Annotated in this window: 8 protein-coding genes; 6 read left to right on the top strand and 2 right to left on the bottom strand. The window is 51.4% G+C overall.

The window, feature by feature from the left end; translation table 11 throughout:
- The first annotated feature begins 181 nt into the window (after positions 1-181).
- On the top strand, positions 182-1006 hold the full coding sequence (locus JW881_03570) for a hypothetical protein (GenBank protein MBN1696574.1): 825 nt from the start codon (positions 182-184) through the stop codon (positions 1004-1006).
- Here the strand turns inward: JW881_03570 and JW881_03565 are convergent.
- Positions 976-5757: a glycosyl hydrolase 115 family protein gene (locus tag JW881_03565; protein MBN1696573.1), complete on the bottom strand. Its 4782-nt coding sequence runs from the start codon at positions 5755-5757 to the stop codon at positions 976-978. The two genes, JW881_03570 and JW881_03565, sit on opposite strands and share 31 nt — an antisense overlap.
- 38 nt (positions 5758-5795) lie before the next feature.
- Positions 5796-6107: a hypothetical protein gene (locus tag JW881_03560; GenBank protein ID MBN1696572.1), complete on the bottom strand. Its 312-nt coding sequence runs from the start codon at positions 6105-6107 to the stop codon at positions 5796-5798.
- 186 nt (positions 6108-6293) lie between these two features.
- Between JW881_03560 and JW881_03555 the strand changes: the two genes are divergently transcribed.
- The 5 genes from JW881_03555 to JW881_03535 all read left to right on the top strand — a co-directional run bounded on the left by JW881_03555 (position 6294) and on the right by JW881_03535 (position 12469).
- Positions 6294-6716 (top strand): YjbQ family protein, encoded by a 423-nt coding sequence (locus JW881_03555; protein MBN1696571.1) that lies wholly within the window; start codon positions 6294-6296, stop codon positions 6714-6716.
- 4 nt (positions 6717-6720) lie between these two features.
- Complete coding sequence (locus tag JW881_03550) at positions 6721-9438, top strand: phospholipid carrier-dependent glycosyltransferase (protein MBN1696570.1); 2718 nt, start codon at positions 6721-6723, stop codon at positions 9436-9438.
- A 24-nt stretch (positions 9439-9462) separates the two neighbouring features.
- Positions 9463-10425 (top strand): glycosyltransferase family 2 protein, encoded by a 963-nt coding sequence (locus JW881_03545; GenBank protein ID MBN1696569.1) that lies wholly within the window; start codon positions 9463-9465, stop codon positions 10423-10425.
- 224 nt (positions 10426-10649) lie between these two features.
- Positions 10650-11642 carry a radical SAM protein gene (locus JW881_03540; GenBank protein MBN1696568.1) on the top strand — a complete coding sequence of 331 codons (993 nt, stop codon included), beginning with the start codon at positions 10650-10652 and terminating at the stop codon, positions 11640-11642.
- A 20-nt stretch (positions 11643-11662) separates the two neighbouring features.
- Positions 11663-12469 carry a glycosyltransferase gene (locus tag JW881_03535; protein ID MBN1696567.1) on the top strand — a complete coding sequence of 269 codons (807 nt, stop codon included), beginning with the start codon at positions 11663-11665 and terminating at the stop codon, positions 12467-12469.
- The last annotated feature ends 213 nt before the right edge of the window (positions 12470-12682 follow it).

The following is a 12682-nucleotide window of genomic DNA, read 5'->3' as shown; positions in this document are numbered from 1 at the left end:
ACGGATGAGTTGAAAGCTTCCCTTGAGAAGGGGGTTACGGATTTTTAGCCGCATGGCAGCCGTTTTCCTCATCATCATATGTTTCAACCCGTGCCCTGATACGGGAATGGCTGTTTTTTCCCTGCAAAAAAGGATAGAATAATGTCAAATTTTCCTTGTAAAGAAGGAAGGAGTGTATGGGATGAAACGCGTGCATCTTTTCGAGTTCATGGATCTGAGGTGGTACCCGGACGCATTACGGGTCATCCAGACGAATATTCTCCAGGTCATCATGAGGAGCACGCGGGCGTTCGATTACGCGGTTCCCTACATTACAAAAACCCTCGATGAGGTAAAGGGCGCGACGGTCGTCGATCTCTGTTCCGGCGCATCCGGCCCGTGGCTGCGGATACTGGAGCGGTTCCCGGACAAAAAGATAAACGTGATCCTGACGGACAAATATCCGAATACCCGGATGTTCGAACGTATCAGGGAAAAGACGGGGGGAAGGATCGATTTTTCGGGCAACCACGTCGATGCGATGAACGTCCCCGCCGGATTGAAGGGGGTGAGAACGATATTCACCGGGTTCCACCATTTCAGGAGAAACGAGGTCCGCAGGGTGATCGAAGACGCGCGGAACAAAAAACAGGCGATCTGCGTTTTCGACTACGTCCCGGACAAAATCCTTACCCTGATACTCTTCCCGCTTACCTTCATAATCAGTATCCTCCAGTTCTGGTTCCTGTCCTTTTTCGTTCGTCCCCTCACATTCAAACAGATACTCTTCACCAATATCATCCCCGTCGTTCCCCTTACGGCGGCTTGGGACGGGTTCGTCTCGGCGATGAGAAAATACGGCGCGGATGAATTGCGGGAAATTACCGGGGACATCGGTACACCGGATTACCGGTTGTCCATAGGCAGGGATTATAGCCTTTCAAAGGCCGCGCCCATGACCTGGCTGATCGGTGTACCGGTAACGGGTGTTTCCCGTCACTCCCCTTCCTTTGTAAACAGCAGATAATCGATATTGATGTAACTCATGTCGATAAAAAGCCTCAGGGTGTGCCGTCCCGCCGGGATACTGACACCGGTGACCGTGACCGGCACGTACGTGTCCCAGTCTCCCGTGGAAGGAATGCTGACGCCCCCCGGCCGGATGATGTCCGCATTGTCGCACTCGAGGTGGCAGGTCCGCGGGTTTTCGGTGCCGTTCGAAGCACCGATTTCGACCGTGTACGAGACGGCCGGTTCGACCTCGACTTCGTAGGTCAGCCATTCCCGGTTTGCCGTGTATCCGACCACGTAGGAGTCATTGCCGGTACAAATATCAACGTCGTCATTGCGGTAAACCTCGCACTCGTTGCCGGCCGTCGTATCGTAGTAGGCGATCCCGTTCAGCCCCTTGTTGTAATCTTCGGCCTCGATCCTGCCCGGTACGGGCACCGGTTTGTTGGCGAAGTTTCCCGGAATAAAGGCGAGATCGTCGGTAACGAGGATCTCGTCGAGTTTCACCTCCCCGTTCCTCCCCGCGACCTGGAGGGTATGGGTTTTCTGCGAGAGGTTGTCGAGGCGCCGCCAGCGCACCCAGGTCCATTCCCCTTTCGCGGTTTCAAGGTTCTCGAGTACCTGCCAGTACCCGTCATCGATCCTTATAAAAAAGGAGCTTTCATTCGCGTCGGGCATGTGGAGGTTGAGCCAGACGTTGACGCTTCCTTCGGCGTCGAAAGGAAACGAAGCGATCCCTTTTTCGGGGGGGTTCGTCACGTCTTTCGCTTTCATCGCGATATAGTTCCCGCCCGATACATCCGGATCGACGGCTACCCTGAAGGGAGAAAATGCAGGACCGCCGGCAGCCGATTCCGCTTCGACGGGGATCCTTCCCGGAACGAAATCGAGGTTCGGAGTGACGAGGATCTTGTCGAGTTTCACTCCCGCTTCACGCCGCGCGATCCGTATGGTATGAAGCCCGTCTTCCAGTCCGAATATTTTTCTGAAGAACACCCATGTCTGTTTCAGGGAGGCCCCTTCGATGGAATTCCACGTCTGCCATCCGCTGTCGTCGATCCTGACGTACAGCGAGTCGCTGTTGGAATCGGGTGCGTGCAGCCTCATCCATACATTCACGTCGCCTGACGCCCTGAAGGTGTAGGAGGCGATCCCTTTTTTCGGGGGAGAAGTGACCGTCTCCGAGGGCACGACGATGTAGGCTTCCCGCGACGCCGTGGGGTCCGACTGCACATAAAAGGGATTAAAAAGCGGCTGGCCCGCGGCCTGTTCCGCTTCGATCCAGACATTGCCGTTCGAGGTCGAAAGTGATATCCGGTCGATGCGGGCCTTCCCTTCATCGACAACGAGTCCAAGCCGGTGAATGCCCTGGTCTATGACAAGTAAGGGCACCGTCACCGCGGCATATCCATCCGGGCTTCCGGCCGTCGCAATGGTTACCGGGCCCGAAATGTCTTCTCCGTCGCAGTCGATATGGCAGACGGCGCCTGCGGCCGCTTCGCTTGAGGCCGTTATTTCGGCCCTGAATCCGGTCCCGCATTCGGCATAGATGTCATACGTAAGCCATTCGCCCGCATCCAGCTCCACGACGAGATTCCCGCTGCCGGCTTTAAAGATATCGACGTCGTCCTTCCGGTAGACGGCGCCGGCGTTGCCCGGTGTCGTGTCGAACCACGCCGTGCCGGCCGCCCCGTCGTTATAATGTTCCGCCTCGATCGTTCCGGGCAGGACGGCGGGATCGGCGGGCGGGATTCCGCTTTCCTTACCGGCGTATCCGGCCCCCGGCGGGCTTTCCGGCGGACCGAGATAGCTTTCCTTGACTCCCCCGGTATCGATGACTATTTTTTGAAGTACGATACCCGGGTCGACCATCCGGATCTTCAGCGTATGGTTTCCCGCGGACCGTATGGTGTGGACCGTCTCTTCAAGGCAGACATTATCCAGGACCGCCCGGCTCCATTCCTTGTCCGTGTAATATCCGTCCTGATCGGGCCTGAATGTGTCGACGATAACGGGCTCATCATCGTCAAAGGATACGGCGTACCGCAGTCCGCGGGACGGATCGACGTTCAAAGACGGCGCGGTATAGGTCGTTACCGTGACCTCGCCGGGATTGAAGATCCAGAGGTCGTATTCGAGACGGGGAGCGTCATCCGCTTCGGTGACGCCTGGGGCGGTGACGGGCACGATCGCCATCGAAGAACCGGTCCGCCCGTAATCGTAGATCCGCTTCCAGGAAGCGCCTTCCGTATCGGTCTTTTGAGTATAGTGTTCCGCTTCAATGGACACATACCCCGAACTTTCAGCGAAACCGGTAATGTGGTTTTTTTTCGGCGAACGGGGATTGAAAGCCGAAACCCTGACATCGACTTTTACTCCGTCAGGGCCTGTTATGACGATCGTTCCGCGTATCGCCTTTCCCCGCGGTGCCTTTTCCCACACAATATCGACGAGCAGCCGCTGTTCGGTGACCACGATCCCTTCCCGGACGGAAACCGCGATCCATGGCTGTTTCGGGACCGCCGTGAAAGGAAAAGGGGTGCTCCCCCTGTTGAAGACATCGATACGGTAGGTTTCATCCGCGTACCGGCTGAAGGCGGGTAACGCGCACGGTTCCTCCGAACCGGGCCATGCCGCGGCCGATCCCTCGACGGCGACCCCCATGGCCGCTTCCTTTTGCGGGGCGTTTTTATATACTTCCGGCATCTTGTCCACCTTGGGGCCGTCCCAGGATGTCGATCCGATATGGGGCTGATCCATCATACGATTCCACTTGCCGTCCGCCATGAGTCGATTGTAGTAAAATGTGTCCGTAGCCTCGTCGTCGTATGTCTTTTGGGTAAGGCCGGCATAGAGGTTCGCGAGCGACCGCTCCTGTTTGTAGTAAAGACGATTGACCGCCGCGTAATAGTGCATTTCCGTCACCCTCATCGAGGCACGGGCGGGATAAAGGACAAGCTGGAAAAAGGCGTCCCGGTACGAAGCGGGAAGACCCCCGTATATCGTTTCCGCCTTTCGGACGATTTCCTTCCATTCCGAAACGACGCGTTCGGCTTCCCGGTAATTGAGGAGGCTGTAGGTCGTTTCACTGACTATTTCCGGCTTTATTCTTCCATTATATTTCGTGTATTTCAGAAGGATATCGGCGATATCGCGGGCATAGCCGCTTCCGAATTGCTCTTCCGCCCATTCGACCGCGAAGTGCCATACCGTCTCCCCGTCCCAGCGTTTTGCGTTCCACGCCAGATCGAGGAAAAAGGAGATCGGGAACTCCATGGGTTTGAGGTCGCCGGCATTGACGATCCATATCCGGCGCGCGCCGTATTCGTATGCCATATGCATCTGTTCCCAGATTTTGGTGATCGGTACCGTATTGATCCACTTGTATGAACGCGGCCCCCCCACGTAATCGAAATGGTAATAAACGCCGGCGCCTCCTTTGCGTTTCCGTTCTTCCGGGGTCGGCAGGCGTCTTACGTTGCCGAAATTGTCGTCGCACCAGAGTAAAGTGATGTCGTCCGGGACCTCCATCCCGGCATCATAAAAATCCTGGACTTCCTTGTAGATGGCCCAGACCTGGGGCACGAGGGTGACATCGGGATCGACCCTCGATGCGATAATCCTGCGCTGGTCGGTGATTATTTGCTCGAGAAGCCCAATTTTCTCCCCGAGGGAGTTCCCGGGCATGGGTTCGTCACCGTCACCCCTCATCCCGACCGTCACGATGTTTTCATAGTCCCCGTTCCTCTTCATGCCCGCGTCCCAGAAATCACGAAGCGCTTTCCCGTTTTCCGCGTAATTCCACTCACCGCTTCCGTATTTCTTCCATTCCTTGTGGGCCCGCATCATCGGTTCATGATGAGAGGTTCCCATCACGATACCGTATCTGTCCGCGAGCCGGGGATTGAGGGGATCGTCGTCGCTGAACGCGTTGTCCCACATGGCCGGCCAGAGGTAATTCGCCTTCAACCGGAGAAGGAGTTCGAAGACCTTTTCGTAAAACTCGTGGGTAAAATCCCCGAAGGTCCCGTCGACCCACCCGCTGAGGCACGGGGCTTCGTCGTTGAGAAAGATGCCCCGGTATCGTATCGACGGTTCTCCCTGTTTCCACCTGCCCGGTTTGACGGCGATCGTTTTCTTCTCTTTCGGTGGGACGTCGGCCCAGTAATGCCACGGGGAAACGCCGATCCGGGATGAGAGGTCGTAAATACCGTATATCGTCCCCCTCCTGTCGCTTCCAGCGATAACAAGTCCTTTTTGAACCCAAGGCAACGGGTCATCCACCACCTGGATCACGAACGACTCCCAGCCGTCCCGAATGTCTTCCGCTTCGAGTTTCCCCGATTCGATCAGACCGTCGATGACGGGGCTCCTGCCGATCGTCCCGATGATGATCGCATGGCCGCCCGATTCACCGGGTTTTTTCAAAAGACGGGGGGTCTTTCCCGTTACCTTGCCGATGTCGGCCTTTAAATCGGAGGCCGCCCGGATAACGCCCCAGTCGTCATCCGGGTGCACGAAAATGCCCGATACGACCCCGTTATCGGCAATCCTGAAATCGCCCTCTTCATACACCGTGTCGATATAATCGTCTTTTGACGGGAGGGCGGGGGGCGGCGGATTGTCCCCGACCGTTCCATAATCCACCCACTCGTCCGGTTCCGCGGAATCGCCGCCGCTGACACAGGAGGAGGGAAAAATGACCGTGAGGCTTAGTACCGCCAGTACGACCGGGATAATTGCGAGACCGGAAGATGTTTTCGTCATTTTATGTTTCCTTATATCGTTATTTTTTTATTATTCTCTTATTTTTGCATGAGGAAGATATTGTCGTTGTTTTTCACGATTGCAAGATTATCCGGTTTTCCGAAATTTTTCCAGAGTTTCGTGCTCAACTCGATGCTGCCTGTCTTGCAGCCGTTTTCGAGCATGATGCTTCCGTCAATCATCCAGTCCGATGAAAACGGACCCGGATCCCTCACAAGCTGCAATGACAACTTTATCGAATGAGAGCTGTTCATGAGACCGATATCGAGACCGTCGTTCGGGTGAATGATTATGACATTTTCCTCCTGATTGTGATTCGTATATACTTTCAGGATATTCGTTCGTTCCACCGTCTTCCCCCTCTCCATTAGTATAGGATATATTTGTTTTTATTGCGAGGATTTTTTATATAAGCGGGAATCCCGTTTCTATCGACGCCCCCGACGTTCAGTTGACCGGTACGAACGGAGGTATTATTGCTTGACAGGAGAGGGATTCAATCAGTACAATCCTACAAAAAAGACGGAGGACCTTACATGAAGGTATACACAAAAAAGCTGACATTTCATATGCCGGAAGGCCACATCGTGCGTGATATCACGGACGATATCCGCCGCGTCGTCGGGGAATCGGGCGTCAACAACGGCCAGGTGACCGTTCAGGCGGGAAGAAGCGTCTGCGCGATAACCACACTCGAATACGAACCGGGATGTCTTTCCGATCTCGAGACGGCACTCGAAAAATTCGCCCCCAGGCACGATTTTTACGAACACTCGAAGCGATGGCACGACGACAACGGCCATGCCCATATCCGTTCGGCCGTCATGGGACCTTCCGAAACCTTTGTGATCATGGACGGTGAAATCTGTATCGAAACATGGCAGCAGATCATCTTCTGCGATTATTGCCCGAACGATCATCCCCGGTGGGAAGTGTATACGAGTGTCATAGGAGAGTAATAAAATGAAGAAGGTTGCACTCACGGTTTTTGTTTCCCTGTTGCTTTGTGTCTTTACCTTTGGCGAAGAAAATCTCGTACTCAACGGAGATTTCGAGAATATCTATATGGACCTTCCCGTCCACTGGACAAAGGACGCCTGGCAGACAAAAGACGGATATACCCGTTATTACAGTGAATCAGACGGTGCCATTTCCGGGTCGTCTTATGTCACCATCGAAAATGTCAATTCGAACGACGCGCGGCTTGTACAGACGGTGATCGTGAAACCGCTGACCGTGTACCGGCTTTCCTGCCGGATTAAAGCGGAAAATATCGGAGAAAAGAGAACCGGCGCCAACCTCAGCGTCATGCGCGCGAATTTCTTCGAAATATCGAAAGACGTCAGGGACACCGCCGGTACATGGGAATACCGCGAGTTTTATGTGCGGACCGGTCCCGATCAAAAGACAATGACTGTCGCTGTCAGACTCGGTAATTTCGGGAACGACAATACGGGAAAGGCGTCATTCGACGACTTCCGGCTCGAGGAAGTCAAAGACACATACGGTCTTGAGGTCAAGGATATCGTCAGTGAGGACGAGCTTGCCGTCTTTAAAAAAGAGAACGGCGAATCGAACATCATATATATCGCCCTCAGCGTCGTTCTGTTTTCCGTCGTCATCGGTTTTCTCATATACTTTTTACTGATCAAGCCCCGATTGAAACCAGGTGTCGGCTCGCTTTTTACCGGTATCGAGCGGGGAAAAGACGGCACGGTGTCCTATTCATGGAGGGACGTGGCCCTTGCCGGCATTTTGACCGGTGCGTATGCAATTACCGCTTTCTTGAATCTCGGCTCTCTTTCGGCCCCGCAGACCTACTGGCGGCCCGCGTCGCGGGGTGAAAATGTCATCGTCGATTTCGGAAAAGAACAGACCGTGCGGCGTATCTACTATTTCCAGGGCCTGGTCGGCGGGCACGGGCCGGACGCGAAATACGAGGTCGACGCGTCACCGGACGGCGAAACCTGGTCGCATATCACCTCCATGGGACCGGATACGATCTACTACTGGTATTACAAGGTGACGAACGTAAAAGCCAGGTACATGAAGATCACGGTCGAAAAACCGCGTTCATGGCTTATGGAAGTCGTTTTCACCGGTGAAGATATCACGAAACCGCTTCCAATCGTATCCGTCGAGGCGGGAGACGGGTTGAGTCAGCTGGATGAAGGTTCCATCGATAACCTCTTTGACGAACAGGACACCTTTGACCCCCGGCCTTCGCACTTCAGCGGTATGTCTCCCGGGTTCGACGAACAGTACCACGGCAGGACGGCGATGGAACACATTCAGGGACGGAATCCGTACGAAGACACCCACCCGCCGCTCGGGAAACTCATTATCGCGCTGGGTATCCTCATTTTCGGGATGGTTCCTTTCGGGTGGCGATTCATGGGTACCTTTTTCGGCATCCTCATGGTGCCGCTTATGTACGCCTTCGGAAAGCAGCTTTTCAAAAAAACGGAGTACGCCTTTTTCGCCGCTTTCCTCATGGCCGTCGATTTCATGCACTTTACCCAGACGAGAATCGCGACCATCGATACATACGGCGTGTTTTTTATCATACTCATGACCTATTTCATGTACCGTTATTACCAGACGAGCTATTACCGGATGAAGTTCTACCGCACCCTCATCCCGCTTCTCCTCTCCGGCGTCTGCTTCGGTCTGGGGGCGGCAAGCAAATGGATCGCCGTGTACGCGGTCATCGGGCTGTTCATTATCGGGATACTGGCGCTCGTGAAAAAGTGGACCGAATACAGAATGATGAAGGACCGGCTCGCCTCGGGTGAATTCGAATCCGCCCCGGAAGAACAACTGCGGGTCGAAACAGTGACCGGCCGCTTCTGGCTGTATACGATGACGACAATTGTCCTCGGCGTCGTCGTCTTTTTCTTCGTCATCCCCGTCACCATCTACACCCTCGCCTTTCTTCCTCTCTGGGCGGTACCGGAAATCGGGAAAAACCCGCATAACCCCTCGTTTCTGGGGTGGGTGTACAGCACCGTCTGGGGGATGATCGATTACCATTCACGGAATATGGAACATCCCTTTGTATCGCGCTGGTGGGAATGGCCCATTATGACAAGACCGATGTGGTACCATGTGGCGAACGGTCTGCCCCCCGGCCAGACCCAGCGTCTCTACGCGTTCGGCAACCCGGCCGTCTGGTGGACGGGAAGCCTCGCCGCGGTCGTGATCACGATTGTGTCGTTTTTCGGCTGTTTTGTCCGGTTTTACCTCGTTATGGACAGATCCCCGGGCAATCTCACCATAAAAAAGGTGCTTTTCCGTTTTTTGCGCGAAGGTTTCACGAAGGGTGACGGACGGATCGTTATCCTGATCGCACTTGGATCCCAGTACCTTCCCTGGGTAATCTCTCCGCGGACCTGTACCTTCATTTATCATTTTTTCGCGAGTGTCCCCTTTATCATCTTATGCATCATCTACTGCGTCAGGGCGGCAAAGGAAAGATTAGTACCGTTTATCGAACGAAAGATGCGGGACGGAATCCGTAAAAATATGGTGATAAAAGGAATCAACGTGACGATTTACGTATATTTTCTCATCGCCCTCATTCTCTTTATCATGTTTTATCCGATTATCGCCGGAGTTCCTTTTGACACGAACTATATCAGATTCTGGCTTCAATGGATTCCGAACTGGCGTTTTGTCTGATTATCAATACAAAGGGGTGGCTTCATGAAAGAAAACATCAAAATATCGATCGTTGTTCCTGTATTCAATGAGGAAGAGGTCGCGGAAGAATCCTTTCGAAGGATAAAAGCCGTTATGGAAAAAACGGGGGAGCCCTACGAGATAATTTTCATCAATGACGGATCGCGCGACAACACACGGAACATCATCAAAGGCATCTGTGAAAAAGACAAAACAGTGAAGCTGATCGATTTCGCGCGAAATTTCGGACACCAGATCGCGATCAGCGCGGGAATGGATTACGCGCTTGGTGAGGCGGTCGTCGTCATCGATGCCGATCTCCAGGATCCGCCTGAACTCATTCCGCAGATGATCGAAAAATGGCGGGAGGGTTATGACGTGGTGTACGGGAAGCGGACAAAACGAAAGGGCGAAAGTATCTTCAAACGGCTGACGGCCTCCTTTTTTTACCGTTTTCTCAGAAGCATGACCTCCGTCCAGATCCCCGTGGATGTCGGTGATTTCAGGCTTATCGACCGCAAGGTGTGCGACACGATGAAATCGATCAGGGAAAAAAACCGGTTTGTACGGGGCCTTGTCAGCTGGACCGGATTTTCACAAACCGCGGTCGAGTACGTACGGGAAGAACGTTTTGCCGGAGTGACGAAATATCCACTGAAAAAAATGATACGCTTTGCCATGGACGCGATCACCTCCTTTTCGTATAAACCGCTGAAACTTGCCACATTTTTGGGTTTTCTCTGTTCCGTCGGGGGATTCGGGTACCTTGTCTGGGTTCTTATCGAGAAAATATTCTTCCAGGCGACGGCAAAGGGATGGGCTTCGATGATCAGTATTACCATTTTTTTCAATGGGATTATACTGATTATTCTCGGTATTATCGGCGAATACATCGGCAGAATATATGATGAATCGAAAAACAGGCCACTCTATGTCGTAAAGGATTTTTCGAATATCGAAGGAGAGGATAAAGAAAAAACAAGATAAACTCTGTTTCCATGTGGAAACAGCATTTCCGTACGGAAACAGCAATAACGGGCGATTCGTATAAAAATTCAGTCAATTTTAAGAGAAATAAACAAGTTTTACTTTTTTTTTTAATTAAATACGATAAATATATTGAAAATAAAGTGTAAATGTTCTATATTGAAAAGCTGGTTTCATAAAATCGGTAGAAAAGGTATAAAACCAGGAAAGGAAGGAAGTGAAATATGGGAAAAAAACTGGCGATTATTCATGGTATCATCAGTAATCAGCTGAAATTGAGCGAATTCGCTCTCAATAACATATGTACTGCAAAGTGTAACTTCTGTTCTATCTGGAAACAAAGACCGAAACATATGGTCGAAACCGAACCTGCCATACAGGCGATCAGACGGCTGGCGGATCTCGGTGTCCGCTTTCTTACACTCACCGGCGGAGAACCCCTTCTTCATCCGAATATCGAACAGCTTGTCGAAGAATGCTCGCGTCACAGCATGATCTCTGCCGTATTGAATGCTGACGCGCGGTTGTACACCGAAGAGCGAATGGATGCCCTGAAACGAAGCAGGGTCGACCTTGCCTGTATATCCGTCGACCATCATGAGGAGGAGATCGTGTCCCGTTCACGTTCGATACCGGGGTTGCTCGGGCATATACAAAAAGCGGTCGACGGCCTCAAAAAGCGGGGAATTACGACGCTCGCCTCCACCCTTATCTGTACGTACAACCACAGAACCTTGCGGGAATTGTTTCAGAAATGCAAGGATATCGGTTTTGACATGATATCGGTCAATTATCCCGAATTTTCGGAATCCCCGGTGTACACCATCGGCGGGGATGCCATCAATTTGACGAAACTGGAACTCGTCTCCGCCCTCAACGATGTCATGGAATTGAAAAAGGAATTCAATATCATCAACACACGTCCGTCCATAAGGAATATTCTGAAATATTTGCAGAACGAACCACCGGATTATATGTGTCTGGGCGGATACAAGGTTGTTTTTGTCGACTGGAATTACAATGTGTATCCGTGCATGTTTCTGGGCAGATCGTTGGGCAATCTCTTCGAATTGAACCGGGAAGATTTCAAATACGCCCCCTGTAATAAATGCAACATGAGCTGGTACAGGGATTTGAGTATCTACCTCCACGGCATGAGATCCCTGAAACCGGTTATCCTCGATCTGCCGTTCATTCTGGGCTCTAAATTCGCCTGACATATAACACACGCAATAAAATGTTCGAGACTGATTCATACCTGGGAATACCAAGGATCTCTATTGTCATCGGATACTATAACAGGCGTCCGTTACTGGAAGCGACGCTTGCGTCAATCAACCGGTCACGGTTTGTCGGAGAAGTGGAAATTTGTATCTGCGACGACGGTAGCGACGATGAAAACAGGCTGAATATTGATGGATTACGTGCTATTACGGATAAAAAACTGAGTATCAAACTGGATTCCGTTTCGAAAGAAGAAAAAGAATGGATCAATCCGTGCATTGCGTATAACCGTGCGCTTGACCTTGCCGCCGGAAAAATCATTATCTTACAGAATCCCGAATGCCTGCATCATGGAGATATTATTTCCTATGCGGCCGAACATCTTGAATACAATCAATGGCTGTCTTTTGCCTGTCTGGCAATAGATAAAGAAAGCACCATGAAAGTATTACACCCTGAACATCACGGGAAAGACAAAAAATTGAATGGCGTCTGGTATAATCACCGAATACACAGACCGGCAGGATATCATTTTTGCGCTGCAATACACAAGGACGATATAATGAAGGTGGGCGGGTTCGATGTTGTCTATAAAGACGGGCTCGGGTATGATGATGACGATCTGTTATTGCGTTTGAAAAACAACGGAATCAACATTATCTGTCTCGATGAACATGTTCCGTTTGTATTTCATCTTTACCATGAAAATATATATCATACGTTTAAGATTAGTCCTCTGGTGGCAAGAAATAAAAAAATATTTGATGAGAGGTATAAGACCGCCGGCAAAACGAATATTCAGAAAAAAAACACAGTATAATACAAAGTAAGCGTTAATATATGTGGAATTTGACAAAAATACCAAAAAAAGCTTTTTTTTATTGGGGATATCCGGATAATATTCTTCCGTTTCTAATTATTTAACGCTCTATAGTTTCAGAAAATTGGGTAGTGTATAATATCTTTCGCACATTTGAATTTAGTGAATAAAGGCAACCTGTAAGGTTGTGAAAAATTAGAGGTTGAAAAAGGT

It is taken from the genome of Spirochaetales bacterium (assembly GCA_016930085.1).
In the GTDB taxonomy this organism is placed as follows: domain Bacteria; phylum Spirochaetota; class Spirochaetia; order SZUA-6; family JAFGRV01; genus JAFGHO01.
This window is presented reverse-complemented; position numbering and strand designations above follow the sequence as displayed.

What these genes read in the sequence shown, in the direction of transcription:
- JW881_03570 (MBN1696574.1), top strand. Translation starts at nt 182, where the DNA reads ATGAAACGCGTGCATCTTTTCGAGTTCATGGATCTGAGGTGGTACCCG.
- JW881_03565 (MBN1696573.1), bottom strand. Translation starts at nt 5,757, where the DNA reads ATGACGAAAACATCTTCCGGTCTCGCAATTATCCCGGTCGTACTGGCG.
- JW881_03555 (MBN1696571.1), top strand. Translation starts at nt 6,294, where the DNA reads ATGAAGGTATACACAAAAAAGCTGACATTTCATATGCCGGAAGGCCAC.
- JW881_03550 (MBN1696570.1), top strand. Translation starts at nt 6,721, where the DNA reads ATGAAGAAGGTTGCACTCACGGTTTTTGTTTCCCTGTTGCTTTGTGTC.
- JW881_03545 (MBN1696569.1), top strand. Translation starts at nt 9,463, where the DNA reads ATGAAAGAAAACATCAAAATATCGATCGTTGTTCCTGTATTCAATGAG.
- JW881_03540 (MBN1696568.1), top strand. Translation starts at nt 10,650, where the DNA reads ATGGGAAAAAAACTGGCGATTATTCATGGTATCATCAGTAATCAGCTG.
- JW881_03535 (MBN1696567.1), top strand. Translation starts at nt 11,663, where the DNA reads ATGTTCGAGACTGATTCATACCTGGGAATACCAAGGATCTCTATTGTC.